21 protein-coding genes are annotated in these 21,075 nt (G+C 63.3%); 13 read left to right on the top strand and 8 right to left on the bottom strand.

Annotated elements, in window-relative coordinates:
• Positions 1-15: 15 nt before the first annotated feature.
• Complete coding sequence (gene argH, locus I9018_RS31215; protein ID WP_068576062.1) at positions 16-1,410, bottom strand: argininosuccinate lyase; 1,395 nt, start codon at positions 1,408-1,410, stop codon at positions 16-18.
• A gap of 611 nt (positions 1,411-2,021) precedes the next feature.
• On the opposite strand from argH, the gene I9018_RS31210 reads away from it, so the two are divergent.
• The 7 genes from I9018_RS31210 (at position 2,022) to I9018_RS31180 (ending at position 8,325) form a co-directional block, all read left to right on the top strand.
• Positions 2,022-2,768: a LytTR family DNA-binding domain-containing protein gene (locus tag I9018_RS31210; protein ID WP_241108294.1), complete on the top strand. Its 747-nt coding sequence runs from the start codon at positions 2,022-2,024 to the stop codon at positions 2,766-2,768.
• A gap of 125 nt (positions 2,769-2,893) precedes the next feature.
• Positions 2,894-3,835: a hydroxymethylbilane synthase gene (hemC, locus tag I9018_RS31205; RefSeq protein WP_241108293.1), complete on the top strand. Its 942-nt coding sequence runs from the start codon at positions 2,894-2,896 to the stop codon at positions 3,833-3,835.
• Positions 3,832-4,599 (top strand): uroporphyrinogen-III synthase, encoded by a 768-nt coding sequence (locus tag I9018_RS31200; RefSeq protein ID WP_124347113.1) that lies wholly within the window; start codon positions 3,832-3,834, stop codon positions 4,597-4,599. Before hemC ends, I9018_RS31200 begins: the two co-directional genes overlap by 4 nt.
• Positions 4,600-4,615: 16 nt before the next feature.
• Positions 4,616-5,755: a uroporphyrinogen-III C-methyltransferase gene (locus I9018_RS31195; protein ID WP_241108292.1), complete on the top strand. Its 1,140-nt coding sequence runs from the start codon at positions 4,616-4,618 to the stop codon at positions 5,753-5,755.
• Positions 5,752-6,990 (top strand): heme biosynthesis protein HemY, encoded by a 1,239-nt coding sequence (locus I9018_RS31190; RefSeq protein WP_068575956.1) that lies wholly within the window; start codon positions 5,752-5,754, stop codon positions 6,988-6,990. The genes I9018_RS31195 and I9018_RS31190 overlap by 4 nt, the downstream gene beginning before the upstream one ends.
• Before the next feature lie 162 nt (positions 6,991-7,152).
• On the top strand, positions 7,153-7,674 hold the full coding sequence (locus I9018_RS31185) for a disulfide bond formation protein B (RefSeq protein ID WP_346780114.1): 522 nt from the start codon (positions 7,153-7,155) through the stop codon (positions 7,672-7,674).
• A 192-nt stretch (positions 7,675-7,866) separates the two neighbouring features.
• Positions 7,867-8,325 carry an Rsd/AlgQ family anti-sigma factor gene (locus tag I9018_RS31180; protein WP_068575960.1) on the top strand — a complete coding sequence of 153 codons (459 nt, stop codon included), beginning with the start codon at positions 7,867-7,869 and terminating at the stop codon, positions 8,323-8,325.
• Positions 8,326-8,382: 57 nt separating this feature from the next.
• Here I9018_RS31180 and I9018_RS31175 read toward each other — a convergent pair whose 3' ends face one another.
• Complete coding sequence (locus I9018_RS31175) at positions 8,383-9,048, bottom strand: FKBP-type peptidyl-prolyl cis-trans isomerase (protein ID WP_241108290.1); 666 nt, start codon at positions 9,046-9,048, stop codon at positions 8,383-8,385.
• Between the two features lie 193 nt (positions 9,049-9,241).
• Between I9018_RS31175 and I9018_RS31170 the strand changes: the two genes are divergently transcribed.
• Positions 9,242-10,291 carry an AlgP family protein gene (locus tag I9018_RS31170; protein ID WP_241108289.1) on the top strand — a complete coding sequence of 350 codons (1,050 nt, stop codon included), beginning with the start codon at positions 9,242-9,244 and terminating at the stop codon, positions 10,289-10,291.
• Here the strand turns inward: I9018_RS31170 and I9018_RS31165 are convergent.
• Positions 10,288-10,746 (bottom strand): TIGR02444 family protein, encoded by a 459-nt coding sequence (locus I9018_RS31165; protein ID WP_241108288.1) that lies wholly within the window; start codon positions 10,744-10,746, stop codon positions 10,288-10,290. The two genes, I9018_RS31170 and I9018_RS31165, sit on opposite strands and share 4 nt — an antisense overlap.
• Before the next feature lie 50 nt (positions 10,747-10,796).
• Between I9018_RS31165 and I9018_RS31160 the strand changes: the two genes are divergently transcribed.
• From I9018_RS31160 to I9018_RS31150, 3 genes are all read left to right on the top strand, one after another.
• Positions 10,797-12,707 (top strand): ATP-binding cassette domain-containing protein, encoded by a 1,911-nt coding sequence (locus tag I9018_RS31160; protein WP_241108287.1) that lies wholly within the window; start codon positions 10,797-10,799, stop codon positions 12,705-12,707.
• On the top strand, positions 12,707-13,288 hold the full coding sequence (locus I9018_RS31155; RefSeq protein ID WP_068575970.1) for a mechanosensitive ion channel family protein: 582 nt from the start codon (positions 12,707-12,709) through the stop codon (positions 13,286-13,288). The genes I9018_RS31160 and I9018_RS31155 overlap by 1 nt, the downstream gene beginning before the upstream one ends.
• A gap of 187 nt (positions 13,289-13,475) precedes the next feature.
• The gene (locus tag I9018_RS31150) at positions 13,476-14,108 is read left to right on the top strand and encodes a LysE family transporter (protein ID WP_031320684.1); all 633 of its coding nucleotides are present in this window, start codon (positions 13,476-13,478) and stop codon (positions 14,106-14,108) included.
• Between the two features lie 56 nt (positions 14,109-14,164).
• Here I9018_RS31150 and I9018_RS31145 read toward each other — a convergent pair whose 3' ends face one another.
• The 4 genes from I9018_RS31145 to I9018_RS31130 are packed head-to-tail and all read right to left on the bottom strand — an operon-like array spanning position 14,165 to position 17,398.
• Positions 14,165-14,908 (bottom strand): penicillin-binding protein activator LpoB, encoded by a 744-nt coding sequence (locus I9018_RS31145; protein WP_241108286.1) that lies wholly within the window; start codon positions 14,906-14,908, stop codon positions 14,165-14,167.
• Between the two features lie 3 nt (positions 14,909-14,911).
• Positions 14,912-15,499 (bottom strand): penicillin-binding protein activator LpoB, encoded by a 588-nt coding sequence (lpoB, locus tag I9018_RS31140; protein ID WP_241108285.1) that lies wholly within the window; start codon positions 15,497-15,499, stop codon positions 14,912-14,914.
• Positions 15,500-15,532: 33 nt separating this feature from the next.
• Positions 15,533-15,904, bottom strand: coding sequence for a YcfL family protein (locus I9018_RS31135; protein WP_124347118.1), 372 nt, complete (start codon positions 15,902-15,904; stop codon positions 15,533-15,535).
• Positions 15,905-15,916: 12 nt separating this feature from the next.
• On the bottom strand, positions 15,917-17,398 hold the full coding sequence (locus tag I9018_RS31130; RefSeq protein WP_241108284.1) for a hypothetical protein: 1,482 nt from the start codon (positions 17,396-17,398) through the stop codon (positions 15,917-15,919).
• Between the two features lie 494 nt (positions 17,399-17,892).
• On the opposite strand from I9018_RS31130, the gene I9018_RS31125 reads away from it, so the two are divergent.
• Both I9018_RS31125 and I9018_RS31120 read left to right on the top strand, forming a co-directional pair.
• Positions 17,893-19,791: an FTR1 family protein gene (locus I9018_RS31125; protein WP_241108283.1), complete on the top strand. Its 1,899-nt coding sequence runs from the start codon at positions 17,893-17,895 to the stop codon at positions 19,789-19,791.
• Between the two features lie 80 nt (positions 19,792-19,871).
• Positions 19,872-20,327 (top strand): YaiI/YqxD family protein, encoded by a 456-nt coding sequence (locus tag I9018_RS31120; RefSeq protein WP_241108282.1) that lies wholly within the window; start codon positions 19,872-19,874, stop codon positions 20,325-20,327.
• Between the two features lie 39 nt (positions 20,328-20,366).
• Here I9018_RS31120 and elbB read toward each other — a convergent pair whose 3' ends face one another.
• Positions 20,367-21,035, bottom strand: coding sequence for an isoprenoid biosynthesis glyoxalase ElbB (gene elbB, locus I9018_RS31115; protein ID WP_068575983.1), 669 nt, complete (start codon positions 21,033-21,035; stop codon positions 20,367-20,369).
• Positions 21,036-21,075: the final 40 nt, after the last annotated feature.

Below are 21,075 nucleotides of genomic sequence, written 5' to 3'. Positions count from 1 at the left end.
GGCTGGCGCAATGACTCAGCGACTGGCCAGCAAGGCCTGGCCGCGGATCACGGCGGCCCGGACCTGGGCCGGAGCCGTGCCACCGATGTGGTTGCGGGCATTGACTGAACCTTCGAGCGTCAGCACGGCGAACACGTCCTGTTCGATCTGGTCGCTGAACTGGCGCAGTTCTTCCAGGCTCATTTCCGCCAGGTCCTTGCCAGTGTCCACGCCATGCTTCACGGCATGGCCGACGATCTCGTGGCAGTCGCGAAACGGCAGGCCACGGCGGACCAGGTAGTCGGCGAGGTCCGTGGCGGTGGAGAAGCCGCGCAGGGCCGCCTCGCGCATGATGCTGTGCTTGGGCTTGATGGCCGGAATCATGTCGGCGAAGGCGCGCAGCGAATCGCGCAGGGTGTCGGCGGCGTCGAACAGCGGCTCCTTGTCTTCCTGGTTGTCCTTGTTGTAGGCCAGGGGCTGGCCCTTCATCAGGGTCAGCAGGCCCATCAGTGCACCAAACACCCGGCCGCTCTTGCCGCGTACCAGTTCCGGCACGTCGGGGTTCTTCTTTTGCGGCATGATCGAGCTGCCAGTGCAGAAGCGGTCCGGCAGGTCGATGAACTGGAACTGCGCGCTAGTCCATAGCACCAGCTCTTCGGAAAAACGCGACAGGTGCATCATCGCCACGCTGGCGGCGGCACAGAATTCAATGGCGAAGTCACGGTCCGACACGCTGTCCAGGGAGTTGCCGCCCACTGCTTCGAAGCCCAGCAGTTGGCAGGTCAGTTCGCGGTCGATCGGGTAGGTGGTACCCGCCAGGGCCGCACTGCCAAGTGGCATGCGGTTGGTGCGCTTGCGGCAGTCCACCAGGCGTTCGTAATCGCGGCTGAGCATCTCGAACCAGGCCAGCATATGGTGGCCGAAGGTCACAGGCTGGGCGGTCTGCAGGTGGGTGAAGCCCGGCATGATGCTGTCGGCTTCACGCTCGGCCAGCTCCAGCAGGCCTTTTTGCAGGCGGGTGATTTCGCCGAGGATCAGGTCGATCTCGTCGCGCAGCCACAGGCGGATATCGGTGGCCACCTGGTCATTGCGACTGCGCCCGGTGTGCAACTTCTTGCCGGTGATTCCGATGCGGTCGGTCAGGCGTGCCTCGATGTTCATGTGTACGTCTTCAAGGTCCACGCGCCAGTCGAAGCTGCCGGCCTCGATTTCGCCCTGGATGGTCTTCAGGCCGTCGATGATGCTGTCGCGTTCGGCATCGGTGAGTACACCGACCTTGGCCAGCATCGTGGCGTGGGCGATCGAGCCCATGATGTCGTGGCGATACAGGCGCTGGTCGAAATTGACAGAGGCGGTGAAGCGGGCGACGAAGGCGTCGACGGGTTCACTGAAGCGGCCGCCCCAGGACTGATTGGTCTTGTCAGTGCTCATGAATTCGCTCGTGATCTGCTGAAGGAAGATGGCGTGAAAAACAGGCGCCGATGATAGCAGGGTTGCCCAGGCTGGCGCTGGCACTGGTCGGCAGCTTTTTACCTGCGACTCTTGGACCGCTTGCTGGCGGTCCTGGTAGCGCGGAGACTGGAACCGGTGCGCCTGGGCGAGGTCGGTTGCCTGGGTGCCGAAGGTGATATCGATCAAACGATATTTCTCGATTGAGCAATATCGTCTTGGCAACCGTCTACAGTTGGACAGGAGGATCGGCACAATTGCGTAGCGCCAGCCAGGTGCTCGCCGTGGGGCCGACCAACGAGTTCACTCCGCGCAGGGCAAGCAATCCGTCCATGAAACGAGGCGGGTGCGGCCAGGGTGGGCGGCGGCCACACAACGAAGGGGGGCTTTGTGTTGAGTATCAGCATTCCCTGCGACGTCGTCGCGCATTCAACGGTCTTGGGCGGTATCGGGCAGGTCCGGGTAAATATTGATGCCCGACTTGCGGCACTTTTTGGCCTTCGCACTAGTCTTAGCGTGGATCGCCGTGACGGACGTCACTCCACCTGTCTACGCTATCCTTGTGCGAGACTCACGCAGGAATCCAGCGCAATATGAATGTCCTGATCGTTGATGACGAACCCCTAGCCCGTGAGCGTCTGAGCCGCATGGTCGGCGAGCTTGAGGGATACAGTGTCCTGGAGCCCAGCGCCACCAGTGGCGAAGAGGCATTGAGCCTGATCGACAGCCTGAAGCCGGATATCGTCCTGCTCGATGTGCGCATGCCTGGCCTGGATGGCCTGCAGGTTGCCGGCAAGCTGTGCGAGCGCGAGACACCCCCGGCCCTGGTGTTTTGCGCAGCACCGGACGAATTTGCCCTTGAAGCCTTCAATGGCAGTGGCGTTGGTTACCTGGCCAAGCCGGTCCGCCCCGAACTACTGCTCGAAGCCCTGAAAAAGGCCGACAAGCCCACCCGTGTGCAACTGGCTGCCCTGACCCGGCCTGCAGCAGAGTCGGGCACGGGTCCGCGCAGTCATATCAGTGCTCGTACCCGCAAGGGGATCGAGCTGATTCCGTTGGCCCAGGTGGTGTATTTCATCGCCGATCACAAGTACGTGACTCTGCGCCATGAGCATGGCGAGGTGCTGCTGGACGAGCCCTTGAAAGCCCTGGAAGACGAGTTTGGCGAGCGCTTCGTGCGCATTCACCGTAACGCGCTGGTGGCCCGTGAGCGCATCGAACGCCTGCAGCGCACGCCCCTGGGGCACTTCCAGCTGTATCTCAAGGGGCTCAATGGCGATGCGTTGATCGTCAGCCGGCGCCATGTCGCAGGTGTGCGCAAGATGATGCAGCAGCTCTAGGCCGCGAATGCGAGGGTAGCGGCAAGAGGCCTGGCAGCGGGAGGACGCTGGCTTTCTGATACAAGTCAAAGCAGCTTTGGCTGAGCTGTTATCATCTGCCGTATCTATTCAGTACGGATTGATCCATGTCCTCTCGCGAAATCCGCATCGCTACCCGCAAAAGTGCCTTGGCCTTGTGGCAGGCCGAATACGTCAAAGCCCGTCTGCAAGAGGCTCATCCAGGCCTTGCCGTGACTCTTGTGCCCATGGTCAGTCGCGGTGACAAACTGCTGGACTCGCCCCTGTCGAAAATCGGTGGCAAGGGCCTGTTCGTCAAAGAGCTGGAGACCGCGCTGCTGGAGAACCAGGCCGATATCGCCGTGCACTCGATGAAAGATGTGCCCATGGACTTTCCCGAAGGCCTGGGCCTGTTTTGCATCTGCGAGCGTGAAGACCCGCGCGACGCCTTTGTCTCCAATACCTTCGCCAGTCTCGACGAATTGCCGCCCGCCAGCGTGGTCGGCACCTCCAGCCTGCGCCGCCAGGCCCAGCTCCTGGCGCGCCGCCCGGACCTGCAGATCCGCTTCTTGCGTGGCAACGTCAACACTCGCCTGGCCAAGCTGGATGCCGGTGAATATGACGCGATCATCCTCGCCGCGGCTGGCCTGATCCGCCTGGGCTTTGAAGGCCGTATTCGTTCCTCCATCAGTGTCGAGGACAGCCTTCCGGCGGGTGGCCAGGGTGCCGTAGGCATCGAATGCCGCAGTGCCGACACAGAAATCCACGCCTTGCTGGCGCCCTTGCATCACGCCGACACCGCCAGCCGGGTCACGGCCGAGCGAGCGCTGAACAAGCATCTCAATGGCGGCTGCCAGGTGCCGATCGCCTGCTACGCCGTATTGGAGGGCGAGCAGCTCTGGTTGCGCGGCCTGGTAGGCGAGCCCAGCGGTGGCATGTTGCTCAGTGCCCAGGCCCGCGGCTCGCGCGAGCGTGCTGCCGAACTGGGTATACAAGTGGCGGACGAACTGTTGTCCCAGGGTGCTGGTGACATCCTGCGCGCCGTTTATGGCGAGGCGGGAGAAGAGTGACCGATTGGCGCCTGCTGCTGACCCGGCCGACCGAAGACTGTGCCGCGCTGGCAGCGGTCCTGGCCGAGTCCGGTGTTTCCAGCAGTTGCCTGCCATTGCTTGAGATCCAGGCCTTGCCTGTCACGGACATCCAGCGCTCGTGCCTGCTTGAGCTGGAGCATTATTGTGCGGTGATCGTGGTCAGCAAGCCGGCTGCGAGCCTGGTCCTGGAACTGCTGCGTGAATACTGGCCGCAGCCACCGGCACAGAGTTGGTTCTGTGTCGGGGCTGGAACGGGGCAGATCCTGGCGGATGCCGGGTTGCAGGTGTTTTATCCACAGGCCGGCGATGACAGCGAAGCCTTGCTAGAACTTCCCCAATTGCGCGAGGCTATCGCTCGGTCCGAGCCACGAGTGCTGATCGTGCGTGGAGAAGGAGGGCGCGAACTGCTCTCTGAGCGTTTGCGCAGCCAAGGTGCTAGTGTCGATTATCTGGAACTCTATCGTCGATGCTTGCCGCACTACGCCGAAGGTACGCTGCTCCAGCGGATTCTGGGGGAACGCTTGAACGGGCTGGTGGTCAGCAGTGGACAGGGTTTCAGCCACCTGCAGCAACTGGCCGGTCCGGCCTGGCCGCAGTTGGCGAAGATGCCATTGTTTGTTCCAAGTCCCCGGGTCGCTGAAATAGCGCGTGCCGCCGGGGCGGAAAAAGTTGTGGATTGCCGCGGCGCCAGTGCCGCGGCTTTGCTAACGGCGCTACGGGAGCAACCCGTGCCCGTTCTCTAACACAAAGGATGGATACGTGAGCGAAACAGCCTTGCCTAAAGATGAAGTCCAACCGGTGTCCGAGGCACCGGTTGTACCCACGGCCCCAACTGTTGAGCGTCGTGGCAACGGGTTGGCGATACTGGCCCTGTTACTGGGGGCGGCGGGTATCGCTGTAGGTGGCTGGGGAATCTGGCAGGTGCGCAGCCTGCAAGCCAACAACCAGCAGCAGTTGAGCCAGTTGCAGGCCCTGGGTGACCAGGCCCAGAGCTTCAAGCTTAGCGAGCAGCGCCTGAGTACCCGGCTGGAGCAGCTACCTGCAGCCGACGAGCTGGAGGAGCGGCGTCGCCTGGTGGCGCAGTTGCAAGGCGACCAGCAGCGTCTGAGCCAGCGCTTGGAGACCGTGCTCGGTGCCAGCCGCAAGGACTGGCGCCTGGCCGAGGCCGAGCACCTGCTGCGCCTGGCCAGCCTGCGGTTGTCCGCGCTGCAGGACATCAGCAGTGCCCAGGCCCTGGTCCAGGGGGCGGACGATATCCTGCGCGAGCAGAACGACCCGGGCGCCTTTGCGGCCCGCGAGCAATTGGCCAAGACCCTGGCGGCCCTGCGCAGCACCGAACAGCCCGACCGCACCGGGTTGTTCCTGCAGCTGGGTGCCTTGCGCGACCAGGTGCTGGAGCTCAGTGCGGTGGCTCCGGAGTACAAGGATCGCGGCGACTCCTTGCTGGGCCTGACCGCCGATGGCGACGGCGCCAGTCGCTGGGCGCAGTGGTGGGACCAGATCTCTCGCTATTTCCGCATCGACTTCAATGCCGACAAGAACATTCGCCCTCTGCTGGCCGGCCAGGGATTGACCCAAGTACGCCTGGCCCTGAGCCTGGCGCTGGAGCAGGCCCAGTGGGCGGCGCTCAATGGCCAGGCGCCGGTCTATACCCAGGCCCTGACCGAAGCCCGCGATGTACTGACCAGCCACTTCAACCAGGACAACCCCCAGAGCAAGCTCATGCTCCAGCGCCTGGCTGAGTTGAGCAAGCAGCCGGTCACCGTGGCGACTCCAGACCTGACCAAGACCTTGAGCACCGTCCAGGCCTATCTGGAGCGGCGCAACCTGAGTGTTGAAGAGTCGGTCAAACCTGCGGCCAAGCCTGCGGCGAATACGGCCCAGGAGACCAGCCCATGAAGCGCGCCTATGTGATTGTCCTGCTGCTGATTGCCGCCGTCGGCCTGCTGGGCTTGGCCATTGCCGAGCACCCCGGATACGTGCTGATCGCCTATAGCAACTTCCGCTTCGAATCGAGCCTGTGGGCGACGCTGGCCCTGGTGGCGCTGATCTGGCTGGTGATCTGGGGCATCAAGCTGCTGGTAGAGCTGGTGATGGTTTCCGGTGGCGTGGTCAATCCCTGGTCCCGGCGCAATCGTAGTCGCCGAGTGCAGATTGCCATCGAGCAGGGTCAGATGGATCTTGCTGAAGGTCGCTGGGCCAGCGCGCAGAAACATTTGCATCGTGCCGCCGAAGCCGAGCGCCAGCCGCTGCTGTACTACCTGGGCGCAGCCCGGGCGGCCAACGAGCAAGGCCATTATGAAGAGTGCGACAACCTCCTGGAGCGGGCCCTGACCCGCCAGCCCCAGGCTGAACTGGCCGTGGCCTTGAGCCATGCCCAGTTGCAGACCGATCGAGGCGATACCGAAGGTGCGCTCAGCACCTTGCAGGCCATGCACGAGCGTCATCCCCACAGCGTGCAGGTGTTGCGCCAGTTGCAGCGCCTGCATCAACAGCGTGGTGATTGGTCAGCGCTGATCCGCCTGTTGCCTGAGCTGCGCAAGGACAAGGCCCTGCCGGCCAGCGAGCTGCAAGAGCTGGAGCGTCGCGCCTGGGGCGAGAACCTGGGGCTGGCTGCGCGCCGCGAAGAGGATCAGGCCAGCGCCCAGCAATCCCTCGATCGGGCATGGCAGCAATTGACCGCGGCTCAGCGCCAGGAGCCACAACTGGTGCTGGCCTATGCCGAGCAACTACGGCAGCTGGGCGCTGGAGCGGCGGCTGAAGAAGCGCTGCGTACAGCCCTCAAGCGCAAGTACGAAAGCCACCTGGCACGGCTTTACGGGCTGGTGCGTGGTAGTGACCCTGCACGGCAGTTGCAGTCGGCCGAGCATTGGCTGAAGGAGCATGCGGATGATCCGAGCCTGCTGTTGACCCTGGGCCGCCTGTGCCTGCAGAACAGCTTGTGGGGCAAGGCCCGCGACTACCTGGAAAGCAGCCTTCGCCTGCAGCGCAATCCCGAAGCCTGTGCCGAACTGGCGCGTCTCCTGGCGCAGCTGGGGGACACCGAGCGTAGTAACCAGCTGTTCCAGGAGGGCCTGGGATTGCTGGATGAGCGCTTGCTGGCATCGCCGTTGCCGGTTCCGGCGCGGGCCTGACGTCTCATCGGGGCCGGTAGCCTGCCAGGGCTATCGGCCTTTTCTTGACCCGGATGCACGGTTCCCTGCCAACTGTTTGCAGCCGAGGCTGGCATGGCGCTTCTTGAAAGCGACGAGCGCTTTCTCTACCGTGGCTGCCTGTTCTTCCGTTACGGATATCTCATGTTGCTGGCCGGCTCGCGCTCGCTGTTCTCCCTGGTGTTCCTAGTGGGGGCCTTGGCCTCGTGGGCGGCATTCAGCTTGCAGGCCGGCGGTGGCCTTGAGGCCTGCCCGCTGTGGGCGGTGCAACGAGTCCTGATAGTGATGTTCGGCGGTGTCAACCTGCTGGCGGCGTTGCACGGGCCTGCCCGCTGGGGGCGCGCGGTGTATTGGGGGCTCAACCTGCTGCTGGGGGGCATCGGTGTGATGACCGCCGGGCGCCATGTGCTGTTGCAGAACATTCCCTCCGAACAACTCTTGGCCTGCTTGCCGGACATGCCCTTCATGCTGCGCAACCTGTCCTGGTGGCAGGTTCTGCAGTTGCTGTTCGTCGGGACCGCGGACTGCGCCGAAATCACCTGGACGCTGCTGGACATGAGCCTGCCGGAGTGGAGCTTGCTGTTTTTCCTGATCGTCCTGGGCTTCAGCGCCTATCGTTTGCAGCGCTGGCTACGCGCTGCGCGCAAGGTCACGGCATTGCCCTGAGTCAGTGTCAGCGGATTAAACGCTTGTATGAACTTTATCTCCTGCGTACCTTGAAGCTGTTGTCGAGCGGGCATAATCTGGCCCGCACCTGTCATTGGAATTCGCTTGCTCGATGCTGTTGCGCCTGACTTGGTCCTGGGTTCCATTGGGCCTCGGGCGAATGGCATGACCCTTGAGGGAAGAGAGATCACCATGCTCGAAAGTTGTCAGAATGCTCAGGAACGCTGGGGTGGAGTTCATCTGCTGATCGACCGCTGGTTGCAGGAGCGTCACGAACTGGTTCGAGCCTATGATGTGCTTGGCGCCGAACCCGAGTCGCTGAGTGAGAGCAAGAAGCCCTTGCAAGAGTTCTGCGCGATCCTGGTGGACTACGTCTCCGCCGGTCATTTTGAAATCTACGAACAACTCACCAGCGAAGCCAAGGCCTTTGGCGACAAGCGCGGGCTGGAGTTGGCCGATACCCTCTATCCACGCATCGACGTGATCACCGAGAAGCTCCTGGCTTTCAATGACCTGTGCGATGCCGGGCAATGCGTAGCGCAGAAGTTCAAGGAACTGGGTGGCTTGTTGCATGAGCGCTTCGAGCTTGAGGACTGCTTGATCGAAGTGCTGCACAACGCCCACAAGCAGGAAGTGGCAGCCCAGGCCTGAGCGTGGGGGACCATGAAAAACGGCACGCCTTGGCGTGCCGTTTTCGTTTGCGCAGTGCTAGCCAGCAGTGCCCAGTAACTCGATCTCGAATACCAGCGGCGTATAGGGGGCGATCAGGTCGCCGGCACCTTCGGTTCCGTAGGCCTGGTTCGATGGAATCACCAGGCGCCATCTGGCGCCGGTCGACATCTGTGGCAGTGCGCTGCGCCAGCCAGCGATCACGCTGTCCAGGCGGAACCATTGCGGCTGCTGGTTCTGATCGAACACGGTGCCGTCGGGCAGGCGTCCGGTGTAACGAACCTGGACCGAACCATCGGGGCTGGGCTTGTTGCCGCTACCAGGCGCCAGTTCAGTCAGGAGTATGCCGTCCGCCAGTTGGCGAACCCCGGGCTTGGCTTTTTCCTGATCGAGAAAACGGCGTTCGTTTTCCAGCGCAGCTTCAGTTTGCGACTTCAGCGATTGCTCGCTGATCTGGGCATCGTGCTGGGCGAGGATCTGCTCGATACGTTCGTTCTTGAGGGCCAGTGGCTTGCCCTGGTACGCCGCTTTCAAGCCTTCCACCAGGGCTTGGATCTTGAGGTCGGGTACTTCGTCGCGCAGGCGTTCGCCAAGACTCGCCCCCAGGCTGTAGGCCAGATCGTGGGCGTCGTCGGGTGTCGGTTCGACCGCGGCCTGGGCCAGCGGCAAGAACAGACTCAAGGACAAAAACAGGTAACGCGACATGGGCACTCTCCGGCCTGAGTAGCGGTGGATTATGCCAGCGACGAAGGACTCGTTGGTGGGCAACTTCGAAGGGGGTGAAGAACATTTTCAATCGGCTGCAACGCTGGGCTTTCGATACTGTCAACATGGCCTAGCGGCGGTAACAGCAGAGGTCTAGTATGAGCCGCAACTCACGTCAGCCAGGAGGTAAACCATGTCGGCCAATAAGAAGCCTGTAAATACTCCGTTGCACTTGCTCCAACAGCTGTCGAGCAGCTTGCTCGAACACTTGGAAAACGCTTGTTCCCAAGCCCTGGCTGATGCTGAAAAACTGCTCGCCAAGCTGGAGAAACAACGCGGCAAGGCCCAGGAAAAACTGCACAAGTCACGTACCAAATTGCAGGACGCAGCGGCAGCTGGCAAAGCCAAGGCCCAAGCCAAGGCCAAGGCTGCAGTGCAGGAACTCGAAGATTTGCTCGATGCGTTGAAAGAGCGCCAGGCACAAACTCGCGGCTACATTCTGCAGCTCAAGCGTGACGCCCAGGAAAGCCTGAAGTTGGCCCAGGGCGTTGGCAAAGTGAAGGAAGCTGCAGCCAAGGCGCTGAACACACGCGATGCCAAGCCAGCGGCGTCCTCGCCAGCCAAGCCTGCCGTCAAGACGGCTGCCAAGCCTGCCGCGAAGAAACCGGTCGCCGCGGCTGCCAAGCCCGCTCCAGCCAAATCCGCCGCTGCCAAGCCTGCTGCAAAACCTGCAGCCAAGCCTGTCGCTGCCAAACCTGCGGCCGCCAAACCGGCGCCAGCTAAACCAGCTGCCAAGGCCGCCGCGAAACCAGCAGCCAAACCTGCTGCAAAACCAGCGGCCAAGCCTGTGGCGACCAAGACCGCTGCCGCCAAGCCTGCTACCGCGAAGCCCGCAGCCAAGCCCGCTGCGGCCAAGGCACCGGTAAAGGCTGCGGCCAAACCAGCAGCCAAACCAGCAGCCAAACCTGCGGCCAAGCCGGCTGCTGCGGCCAAGCCAGCAGCGTCCTCGGCAGCCAAGCCTGCCGCTGCCAAGCCTGCGGCCAAGGCAGTAGCGAAGAAGCCTGCCAGCAAACCTGCAGCTGCCAAACCCGCTGCCAAGCCTGCTGCCGCCAAACCGGCTACCCCTGCTGCAGCCAAGCCAACCCCGGCCGCCCCTGCAACTTCACCCGCTCCAGGCGCCGCAAGTACCCCGGCCGCCGCTCCAGCGACCACCGCTACCGGTACTACCTCCAGCGCTTCCTAAGCGCCATTCACCGCGGTGCGCAGCACCAGCAACGCGTCGCGGTCGGCGGCTTCGGTCGCCAGTCCTTGCAGCCAGTGGTCCAGGCTTCCTGCCTGGGCTGCAGGCCAACTTCTGACCTGCTCTTGCAGGCGCAACAGCAACTGCCGTTCGGCCTCCAGTTCCAGGGACTTGAGCTGCTCACGCAACAGGCCAAGGTCGCTATCGGTGGCAGCTGCTGCGCGCCAGTCGATGCGCAAGGCCCGCAGCGGTTGAATCACTTCGCGCTGCCATGGCTCGGCCAATGCCTTGAGCCGTTCCAGGCGCTGCCCATCGCACTCCACGCCCCGCCAGCCAAGCCAGGCGCCGCAGAGCAGCAGGCAGACATCGGCGCCGCCATCCTGCAAGCGCAGGCAGGCCTCCTGCACGCCGGGCAGGGCGTAGGTCTTGAGGGAAAAACTCCACAGGTCCGAGGACATAGTGCTACTCGCGCCAGTTGCGAGCGAAGCTGGTAGACTCCGCCGCCATTATGATTCGACTTCAGAACCTGACTTTACAGCGTGGCCCGCAACGTCTGCTAGAAGACGCCGAGCTGACCCTGCACGCCGGCCAGAAAGCCGGTCTGATCGGTGCCAACGGCGCCGGCAAATCCAGCCTGTTCGCCTTGCTGCGCGGTGAGCTGCATCCGGATTCGGGTGACTGCTTCCTGCCCGCCGACTGGCGCATCGCCCACATGCGCCAGGAGGTCGATACCCTCGAACGCCTGGCGGTGGACTATGTGCTCGATGGCGACCTGCGCCTGCGCGAGGTGCAGCGCGACCTGGCCGCCGCCGAAGCGGCCCAGGACGGTGCTGCCCAGGCCCGCCTGCATGCCGAGCTCGACAGCGCCGATGGCTATACCGCCGACGCCCGGGCGCGTAAGCTGCTGGCCGGGCTGGGGTTCACCAACGAACAGATGGATCGTCAGGTCGGCGATTTCTCCGGGGGCTGGCGGATGCGCCTGAACCTGGCCCAGGCCCTGATGTGCCCATCGGATCTGTTGCTGCTCGACGAACCCACCAACCACCTGGACCTGGATGCGATCCTCTGGCTGGAAGACTGGCTCAAGGGTTATCCCGGCACCTTGCTGCTGATCTCCCACGACCGCGATTTCCTCGATGCCGTGGTCGATCATGTGGCCCATGTCGAGCAGCGCAAGCTCACCCTTTATCGCGGTGGCTACAGTGCCTTCGAGCGCGCTCGCGCCGAGCGCCTGGCCCAGCAGCAGCAAGCCTACGAGAAGCAGCAGGCCCAGCGCGCGCACATGGAAAAGTACATCGCCCGCTTCAAGGCCCAGGCCACCAAGGCCCGCCAGGCCCAGAGCCGGATCAAGGCCCTGGAGCGCATGGAAGAGTTGTCGGCGGCCCACGTCGATTCGCCTTTCGACTTCGTGTTCCGCGAATCGCAGAAGATTTCCAGCCCGCTGCTCGACCTGTCCGATGCTCGCTTGGGCTATGGCGACAAGACCGTGTTGGAGAAGGTCAAGCTGCAGCTCACTCCGGGAGCGCGGATCGGCCTGCTGGGCCCCAACGGTGCTGGTAAGTCGACCCTGATCAAGAACCTCTCCGGTGAGCTGTCGCCGCTGGCCGGGCGCCTGACTCGCGGCGAGAACACCGTGGTCGGCTACTTCGCCCAGCACCAGCTGGACTCTCTGGACTCCAAGGCCAGCCCGTTGCTGCACCTGCAGCGCCTGGCGCCCACCGAGCGTGAGCAGACCCTGCGCGACTTCCTCGGCGGCTTCGACTTCCGGGGAGCCCGTATCGACGAACCGGTGCTGAATTTCTCCGGTGGCGAAAAAGCCCGCCTGGCCCTGGCGCTGATTGCCTGGGGACGGCCCAACCTGTTGCTGCTCGACGAACCCACCAACCACCTGGACCTGGAGATGCGCCTGGCCCTGACCATGGCCTTGCAAGAATTCAGTGGCGCGGTACTGGTGGTCTCCCACGATCGTCACTTGCTCAAGAGCACCACCGACAACTTCCTGCTGGTGGCCGACGGCAAGGTCGAGGAGTTCGACGGCGACCTGGACGACTACGCCCGCTGGCTGGTGGATTACCGCCTGCGCAATGCTCCGGTCAGCCCCTCTGTCGTGAACGCCGACAAGACCGACAAGAAGGCCCAGCGCCAGGCTGCCGCTGCCTTGCGCCAGCAACTGGCACCGCACAAGCGCGAAGCTGAGAAGCTTGAGACCGAACTGGGCAAGGTGCATGTGCGCCTGGCCCAGATCGAGACCAGCCTTGGTGACAGTGGGCTCTATGAGGCGGCCCGCAAGGATGAGCTGCGTGACCTGCTGGCCGAGCAGGCCAAGCTCAAGGTCCGCGAAGCCGAGCTGGAAGAAGCCTGGATGCAAGCCCTGGAACTGCTGGAGAGCATGCAGGCGGAGCTGGAGGCGTTGTCCTGATGGAGACCCTGCAACTGCCGTTGCCGGCGCAGTGGATCGGCCCGTTGTGGCTTGGCGTGCAGATCCTGCTGATCCTCCTGGCAGGCTACCTGGCCCAGCGTTTCGTGGCCCGAGGCCTGACCCGCCTGGGCCAGCGCTATCCGTTCCCGCCGCAGTTGCTGATGCCCCTGCGGGGTGGCCTGCGTTGGCTGATCATGGGCAGCGCGGTGATCTTCGTGCTGGAGCGCCTGGGCGTATCGGCCACGGTGTTGTGGACCGCGTTGTCCGGTTTTGTCGCGGTGGCAGCCGTGGCGTTCTTCGCCATGTGGAGCGTGCTCTCCAACCTGCTCTGCGCGATCCTGATCTTCACCGTCGGCCCGTTCCGCCTGGGCGATGTGGTGGAGCTGGTGGATACCCTCGACAAGCCGGGAATCAAGGGCCGGGTGGTGGCCATCAACCTGCTGTACACCACGTTGATCGAGCCCGAGGAAGCCGGTACCGGCAGTGCCATGGTGCAGGTGCCCAACAGCTTGTTCTTCCAGCGTTCGGTACGCCGCTGGCGTGGCACTGATGTGCTGCCTGTAGGCCTGGACGAAAAATAGCCAACCCCTGTAGCGCTGGCGAAGGCTGCGAACCACTGCGCAGCAGGCACGGCCCTGGGGGCCACCAAGCTCCTGAGGGGTGACGGCAGCGGCTGGGCCGGCAGCACTTCCCGATAAAAAAACATGGTCAGCTGCGGATCGGAGGATTAGCTTAGGCAGTCACGTCCAATTCGATCCGAGGTGTGCGATGGTGCTTGAGACATGGCTGGCGTTCTTCGCCGCCAGTTGGGTAATCAGTCTTTCTCCGGGAGCCGGCGCGATCGCGTCGATGTCCTGTGGCCTGCAATATGGCTTCTGGCGCGGTTACTGGAACGCCCTGGGACTGCAACTGGGCCTGGCCATGCAGATCGCCATCGTCGCGGCGGGTGTCGGCGCGATCCTGGCCGCTTCCGCCACGGCCTTCTACGCCATCAAATGGTTCGGCGTGGCCTACCTGGTGTACCTGGCGGTCAAGCAATGGCGCTCCGTGCCCAGCGATCTTAGCGACGACGCGGCCATCCGGCCGATCGGCAAGCCCCTGGCCCTGGTGTTCCGCGGTTTCCTGGTGAACATCAGCAACCCCAAGGCCCTGGTGTTCATGCTGGCGGTATTGCCGCAGTTCATCGACCCCCATGCGCCGTTGCTCAAGCAGTACCTGATCCTTGGCGCCACCATGATCGTCGTCGACCTGATCGTCATGGCCGGCTATACCGGGCTGGCTTCCAAGGTCCTGCGTCTGTTGCGCACCCCGGTCCAGCAGCGGCGTATGAACCGTACCTTCGCCGGCCTGTTCCTGGGCGCGGCGGGCTTGTTGGCGACCATCCGCAAGGCTGCGGTCTAGTTGTCCCGGCAATGAAAAAGGCGACCTGCGGGTCGCCTTTTTCATTGCCTGCCTGCTCAGCGCAGGATCACCGGAGCGGTGTCCGCTGGCAGGTTGTTGCGGGCCGGCGCCTGGCCCTGGGGCGCGTAGCCGCCGCGGCCCAGTTGCTCGGCCATCTGCCGGGTGACGTCATCGCCCAGGGCCTTGGAGACTTCGCGTACCACCCGTGGGCGGTTCAGCGAGACACGAATGTCGCGACTGTTCACCAGCTTGGTGTCCTGGCCTTCGCCCATGGCGGTGAACGCCGAGGTGATCTCGAAGGTGCGGGTGTTGATCAGGCTGAAGTCCGCCACCAGGGTCAGGCCCAGGACCGCCGAGTAGCTGTTGGTTTCAGCAATCTCGTTGATGTCCTGGGTGAAGTCGATGTCCGACACCGTGCCGAACAGCACGTAGTCGGCACCCTTGAAGTTGCCAGCCTTGATGCGCTTGATCACGTCGTAGACGTTGGCCTTGGACGACTCGGTGTGGGGCGAACCCTGCACCAGCTGGAACATCCCGGACTTGAGGATCCCGCCCTTGATGTCGCCGGTGAACTTGCGCAGCTCGCCTTCCTCGATGTAGCTGGTGCTGGCTTCCAGCTCGTTGTAGCTGGATGAGCCGCTGGCGCTGTAGTAGCCCTCGCGGTAGTTCTGCTGGGCAGAGACCACGTGGATGTATTCTTCTACGCGCTCCTGGTAGGCCAGGTCCATGACTGCGACTTTAGGGGCCGCCTGTGCGCCGAACGCGCAGGCCAGGGCCAGGATGCCAATCCATGCACGCATTGCTTAGCGCTCCGTGGTCTTGCGGATCTCTTTCTCGTCCATCCATTCGGCCAGACCGCTCTCGACGTCGATCAGTTGCAGGCTGAATTTGTAGAAGACGTCCTTGTAGTCGCTGCTGCGCTTGACGATGGAGCTGATGGAGCCTTCCAGGCGGTATTTGGCGGCGACCATGTTGCCGGTCTTGGCCACGGTGGACTGCTTGTACAGGCCGCTCTGGTTCTGCAGCTTGAGCTGGTCGACCTGGCTCTGCATGGCGTTGTTGTCGCTGGCGAAACGTGCGGTGCCGGATTTCATCAACTGGGTCTTGATCGACGTGGTGATCTCACGGGTATCGATGTACTCGCTGGTCTTGTTCTTCACGTCGTAGACCTGGACCACCGGGCGGCCCTGGAGGATGCCGGACTGGGCCAGGGAGCGGGTCATGGACTCGGCGATCATCTGCAGGTCGGTGGAGCCGAACTCGTTGGTCACCAGTTCCACGGCCTTGCTATCGCCGTAGCTGATGTTCTTGCCACCCAGGACCGGGGAGTTGTTGGCGCAGCCGCTGGCCAGCAGGGCGACCACGGCGAGGAAGGAAAAGCGTGCAAACATGATGGGTTCTCTTGATCGGGTTTCAGGGACGGCTTATTGGGTTTTGACTTCCATGCGAAAGTCGGTGGCCTTGGGGACCGGTGCGATGGCAGGCAGGAAGGTGGCCTGGGCCGCGTACAGGTTGAAGACCTTCCAGCTTTCTTCATCGGCGACCGGGAAGCCGTCGTCGCCCAGCCAGACAAAGCGGTAGTACATGGTCATGTTGGTGTGGCTGGTGTTGTTCAGCGCCACCTTGACCGTCAGGAAGCCGTTTTCACGGGCGACCCGCATCGCCCCGATGGCGATGTTGTTGAACTTGTTCATGACCACCACCTTGCTGGCGGCGCTGCCGGGAGCAGGGGGCGGAGGGGTGGCACAACCGGCCAGGAGGGCCAGGGTGGCGACGGCGAGAAGTTTCAAGCGCATGGGAGTCTCTGCTCAGGGGCGTTGGTTGCTGGCCATGTTCTGGCCGACGTGGTTCGGGATGACCTGGGCGGCCAGGCCACTGCTGAATACCTGGTTGCCAACCACCCGCAGGGCGATCACCTGGTAACGCTGGTCGACCTTGACCTGCACCTGGGTGCCACCAAGCGCATTGGGCAAGCTGAGCTTGTGCTCGCCTTGCTTGAGGCGCAGGCGTGTGACCTGGGTGTAGTCCGGCAGGGTGCGCCAGGTACGTGTATCGGCACCCTCGGTCACGGCCGAAGCCAGGCCGACCGCCAGGCTGGCCAGCGGGTTGACCTCGTTGAGGTTCTTTTGCGCCACGCCGCGGCTCACGGCGCGCACGGTGGTGCGCAGGATGATGCCTGGCATGTCGTCGCGCAGGGCACGGCGTGACATGGCGGTGGTGCTGTTGAGCAGGGTCAGCTCTTGTTGCTGGCCATCGATGCCGATCTGGGCGAAGGCCTGGGTCGAGTTATCGGCCTTGATCACCGGGAACGACAGCGGGGTGATCACCAGCTTGTCGCGGATCGGGATAGGCAGGGGAATGCGCACCGAGTCACGGGCCGGTGCCAGTCCGCTTTGCACCACGATCAGGACGTCGCTCTCATCCGCTGCCAGGGCGGCGATCGCCGGTGCCTTGGCTGGAGTCTTGGCGGCGCTCTTGTGCCTGGACTTGGCAGGGGCCTGGACCTGAGGCACCTCTGCGGGGGCGTCGAGGTTCAGCAGCGCCTGTTCCAGCAAGGGTGTGTTGGGGCGCAGTTCAGCGGCTTTGCGATAGCCGGGCGCGGCCAGGTCCTTTTCGCCCAGGGCTTCGTAGACGAAGCCTGACAGATAGTGACTGAAGGCACTCTGGTAGCTGTTTTTCAGGTTAACCACATCTGGTGCATCGAGGGCTTCGACCGGGTAGCCCTGGAGGTCCTTGTACTGGGTCTTGATCCCTTGCTTCTCGGCTTCGTCTTCGCGCTTGAGGTATTCCTTGTCCCGCAGTTCGGCGATCACCGCCTCGCGCTCGTGGGTCTTCTTGATCGCCATGCGGGCGCCGTCGAAGTCGTTGTTGGCCAGCAGGTTCATGGCCATCTGGGTGGTCAGCATGACTTTTTCGTAGTCATAACCTTCGTAGCGACGAACCTTGTCGTTGATCAGGAAACTGCCGAACTGGGCCAGGTACTTGTCGGTATCGAGCTTGACCGAGTCTTCCCAGGTGCCCACTACCTGGTCGGCATGGCCCCAGGCTGCCTGGCTGCCGTTCAGGTCGCCCTTGGACCGCAGCAACTCGCCCTTTTCGAAGTAATAGAGCAGGTCTTTGTCTTCACCCTGGTTGTGCTTCTCCAGCAGGGTCAGGGCGGCGTCGATGTTGCCGGCGCGCAGCTGCTGGTTGGTTTCCTGAAGCTCGTTGTCGTAGCTGCGAAAGGCCGAGCAGCCGGCGAGCAGAGTGACTGCGCCGAGCGCAATCGTGGGGAGGGCGCGGGATGCCATGGGTACTTCTTCTTCCCTGAGTGAGACAGCCTGGCAGCGGGTCGGGCTGGACGAACCCTCTGGCAGGAACACTGGCGATCCTGCCAATTCCTCATAAAAAGAGGAGCTAAAATGCCATTTCGCGATAACGAGGGCGCGGCATTATAGACGTGGGTTTTGGCTATGTAATGGCTTTTTAACGCCGTTTTGATTTGCTATTGCCACTATGTGAGCTGTTGCACACGGACTTTGAGCAGCGCTTGGGGTGGGCAAGATGCATCTCGGCTCGGGTCATGGCCAGGGCTGAAACGTTTGATCCAGGATGATTTTTACCGGGCTGTAATAGCTGCTTGAACCCGCTGGATTGCACCTGGAGAAGGCGGGCCGACTAATGAAACCAAGGGCCAGAGCCATTGCTCGGTTTTCGAAGATGTTTCCGTGGGTCGATAAGCCTTGAGTGAAACCGATTGGGAGGGAACAATATGTTACTTCGTATTTCCCTTTGAGAATCGTTCATGACTGCCCCTTCCCGTTTACTGGCGTTGCTGGTACTGCCGGTACTGGTGTTCTGCAGCTTCAACCTCCTGGCCGATACCGTCGACGGTGCTCCCAAGGCACTGCACTTGTTGGACTACATCGGCGCGGACTATCCGGCCACGGTGGAGGATGGCAAGGTCATCGATGACTCCGAGTATCGCGAGCAGGTGGAGTTTCTCGGGGTATTGCAGGGGCTGATCGCCGATCTGCCTGCCAAGCCCGAGAAGGCCGAGCTGGAACAGGGCATCGCCAGCCTGCGCAAGGCCGTCGATGAGCGTGTGGATGGCAATCAGGTCGCACGCCTGGCCCGGCAGATGGGCGCTCGGCTGGCGGTGGCCTATGAGGTCAGCCAGGCACCGATCATCACTCCGGACCCTTCTCGTGGGGCTCCCTTGTACGCCCAGCACTGCTCGGTGTGCCATGGCCAGCAGGGGGCCGGTGACGGCCCGGCGGGTGTCGGCATGACGCCACCACCGGCCAACCTGCGGGACGCTGCGCGTCTGGACCGCCTGAGCCTGTATGCCATCTACAACACCCTGGGCCTGGGCGTGGAAGGCACTGACATGCCGTCGTTCGCCGATCAACTGGATGATCGCCAGCGTTGGGACCTGGCGACCTATATCGCCGGTTTCAGTGCCGATCCGGCGGCGGCCAAGAGCGAGCAGGGTTTCAACCTGGCCGATCTGGCCCGGCAGACCCCAGGCGAAGTCCTGGCGGCCCAGGGACCGCAGGCCGCCGCGACCTTCCGTGCCCAGCGCGCCCAGCCACCCCAGGCCAAGCGTGGCCCGGGGCAATTGCTGGACTACACCGCCTCGACCCTGGACAAGAGCCTGGCGGCCTACCGCAGCGGCGATCACGAACAGGCCTACGATCTCTCGGTCGCCGCGTACCTGGAAGGCTTCGAGCTGGTGGAAAGCTCCCTGGACAACGTCGATGCCGCCGTGCGCAAGGACACCGAAAAAGCCCTGATGGCCTACCGTCAGTCGCTGCAGGATGGCCTGCCGGTGGAGCAGGCCGAGCAGCGCCTGGAGGCGGCCAAGGCCAAGCTCAAGGAGTCCGCCGGACTGCTGGGCGGCGACAGCCTGAGCTGGTCCTTGAGCTTCATTTCCGGCCTGTTGATCCTTCTGCGTGAGGGGTTGGAGGCCATCCTGGTGCTGGCGGCGATCCTTGCATTCCTGCGCAACACCGGCCAGCAGTCGGCGGTACGCAGTGTCAACGTCGGTTGGGGCCTGGCCCTGCTCGCCGGGCTGGGGACCTGGGCCCTGGCAGCCTATGTGATCGATGTCAGCGGCTCCCAGCGAGAGTTGCTGGAGGGCGCCACGGCCTTGTTCGCCAGCGTCATGGTGTTGTGGCTCGGTGTGTGGATGCATGACCGCCGGCATGCGGCGGCCTGGCAGGACTACATCAAGAGCAGCCTGGTGGGAGGCGGTGGCCGCTTCGGTTTCGCGGTGCTGGCGTTCTTCTCGGTCTATCGCGAGCTGTTCGAAGTGATCCTGTTCTACGAGACCCTGTGGCTGCAGGCTGGTCCTGCCGGGCACAACGCGGTACTGGCCGGTGGCGCCACCGCCCTGGTGCTGCTGGTGGGCCTGGCGTGGGTGATCCTGCGGGGTTCGGCCAAGTTGCCGCTGGCGTTGTTCTTCAGCATCAATGCCGCGCTGCTGTGCGCCTTGTCGGTGGTGTTCGCCGGCCATGGCGTCAAGGCGCTGCAAGAGGCGGGGATCTTTGGCACTCGGCCGGTTCCGTTCTTCGATTTCGACTGGCTGGGCATTCATGCCGACGCCTATTCGCTTGGTGCCCAGGTGGTGGCGATCGTGGCGATCGTGGTGCTCTACACCCGTAGCCGGATGAGCGAAAAACAACGCCTGCAGGCTTCCTGAGTCTCGGGGCGGGTTGATTGCGGGCAAGCTTGTCCCTTTGGGATGGCTTGCCCGTTTTGCATTTAGCGAGGAGAACATCAATGCGTGTCTGGATCGATGCCGACGCTTGTCCCAAGGCCGCCAAGGAGCAGGTGGTGCGTTTTGCCCTCAAGCGGCAGTTCGAGGTGGTGCTGGTGGCTGGCCAGCCGCAGATCAAGCCCGCATTCGCCTGCGTCAAGCTGGTCGTGGTGCCCAGTGGCCCGGATGCCGCGGACGATTACCTGGTGGAGCACGCGGTGCCTGGCGAACTGGTGATCTGTAGCGATGTACCGTTGGCGGATCGCCTGGTGAAGAAGGGCGTGTCGGCCCTCGACCCACGGGGCAAGGAGTTCGATGCGCAGAACATGGGCGAGCGCCTGGCGGTACGCAACCTGTTCACCGACTTGCGGGAGCAGGGCCAGGTCAGCGGCGGGCAAGCGCCCTATGGGGATCGGGAGAAGCAGGCGTTCGCCAATGCCCTGGACCGCATCCTGACCAGGCTGGCGCGCCAGGCCTGATGTAGCCAGGGAGCGTATCCCTGGCTGTGGAAGGTGGGGCTACTGCTGGTCCTGGTGGGTCAGCTCCAGTACCCGGTCCACCAGCTTGTTGATGCCCGAGGCTGCCTGGCTGATGGATTGCGCCAGCATGTAGGCCGGGGTGGTCACCAGCTTGCGTGCTGGATCCTCGATGATGTCGTCCACCGCGCACTCGGCGTGGGTGGCGCCCATCTTGCCCAACGCTGCCGCGGTGTCGGCATCGTTGCCGATGGTGCAGGTCACGCCGGGACCATAGATCTTCGCCGCCATGGCCGGGGCAATGCACATCAGGCCTACCGGCTTGCCTGCCTCGGCAAAGGCTTCGGCCAGGGCCAGCACGTCCGCCTGCACCGAGCAGGCGGCACCTTCGGTGGCGAAGCTGGACAGGTTCTTGGCGGCGCCGAAGCCCCCGGGAATGATCAGCGCATCGAAATCATCGACATTGGCCTCGCGCACATCCTTGACCTGGCCCCGGGCAATACGCGCCGATTCCACCAGCACGTTGCGGGTCTCGGGCATGGCTTCGCCGGTCAGGTGGTTGAGCACATGCATCTGTGGGATATCCGGGGCGAAGCACTGCACCTGGGCGCCGCGCTGGTCGAGGCGCAACAGGGTGATCACGCTTTCATGGATCTCGGCACCGTCGAAGACACCGCAACCGGAAAGGATCACTGCAACTTTTTTGCTCATGGGGTTTTCTCCAGGTTCATCGCGCTAAATGCCCACCAGT

Origin of the sequence: Pseudomonas sp. MPFS (assembly GCF_022537035.1) — a bacterium.
In the GTDB taxonomy this organism is placed as follows: Bacteria; Pseudomonadota; Gammaproteobacteria; order Pseudomonadales; family Pseudomonadaceae; genus Aquipseudomonas; species Aquipseudomonas sessilinigenes.
This window is presented reverse-complemented; position numbering and strand designations above follow the sequence as displayed.

Bases quoted from the DNA above. Each gene is read 5' to 3' on its own strand.
- I9018_RS31185 (WP_346780114.1), top strand. From the start codon at position 7,153: ATGTTGCTGGCCGGCTCGCGCTCGCTGTTCTCCCTGGTGTTCCTAGTG.
- I9018_RS31150 (WP_031320684.1), top strand. From the start codon at position 13,476: ATGGTGCTTGAGACATGGCTGGCGTTCTTCGCCGCCAGTTGGGTAATC.
- I9018_RS31135 (WP_124347118.1), bottom strand. From the start codon at position 15,904: ATGCGCTTGAAACTTCTCGCCGTCGCCACCCTGGCCCTCCTGGCCGGT.
- elbB (WP_068575983.1), bottom strand. From the start codon at position 21,035: ATGAGCAAAAAAGTTGCAGTGATCCTTTCCGGTTGCGGTGTCTTCGAC.
- hemC (WP_241108293.1), top strand. From the start codon at position 2,894: ATGTCCTCTCGCGAAATCCGCATCGCTACCCGCAAAAGTGCCTTGGCC.
- I9018_RS31130 (WP_241108284.1), bottom strand. From the start codon at position 17,398: ATGGCATCCCGCGCCCTCCCCACGATTGCGCTCGGCGCAGTCACTCTG.
- I9018_RS31160 (WP_241108287.1), top strand. From the start codon at position 10,797: ATGATTCGACTTCAGAACCTGACTTTACAGCGTGGCCCGCAACGTCTG.
- I9018_RS31175 (WP_241108290.1), bottom strand. From the start codon at position 9,048: ATGTCGCGTTACCTGTTTTTGTCCTTGAGTCTGTTCTTGCCGCTGGCC.
- I9018_RS31120 (WP_241108282.1), top strand. From the start codon at position 19,872: ATGCGTGTCTGGATCGATGCCGACGCTTGTCCCAAGGCCGCCAAGGAG.
- I9018_RS31210 (WP_241108294.1), top strand. From the start codon at position 2,022: ATGAATGTCCTGATCGTTGATGACGAACCCCTAGCCCGTGAGCGTCTG.
- I9018_RS31180 (WP_068575960.1), top strand. From the start codon at position 7,867: ATGCTCGAAAGTTGTCAGAATGCTCAGGAACGCTGGGGTGGAGTTCAT.
- I9018_RS31145 (WP_241108286.1), bottom strand. From the start codon at position 14,908: ATGCGTGCATGGATTGGCATCCTGGCCCTGGCCTGCGCGTTCGGCGCA.
- I9018_RS31155 (WP_068575970.1), top strand. From the start codon at position 12,707: ATGGAGACCCTGCAACTGCCGTTGCCGGCGCAGTGGATCGGCCCGTTG.
- I9018_RS31170 (WP_241108289.1), top strand. From the start codon at position 9,242: ATGTCGGCCAATAAGAAGCCTGTAAATACTCCGTTGCACTTGCTCCAA.
- argH (WP_068576062.1), bottom strand. From the start codon at position 1,410: ATGAGCACTGACAAGACCAATCAGTCCTGGGGCGGCCGCTTCAGTGAA.
- I9018_RS31190 (WP_068575956.1), top strand. From the start codon at position 5,752: ATGAAGCGCGCCTATGTGATTGTCCTGCTGCTGATTGCCGCCGTCGGC.
- I9018_RS31125 (WP_241108283.1), top strand. From the start codon at position 17,893: ATGACTGCCCCTTCCCGTTTACTGGCGTTGCTGGTACTGCCGGTACTG.
- lpoB (WP_241108285.1), bottom strand. From the start codon at position 15,499: ATGTTTGCACGCTTTTCCTTCCTCGCCGTGGTCGCCCTGCTGGCCAGC.
- I9018_RS31165 (WP_241108288.1), bottom strand. From the start codon at position 10,746: ATGTCCTCGGACCTGTGGAGTTTTTCCCTCAAGACCTACGCCCTGCCC.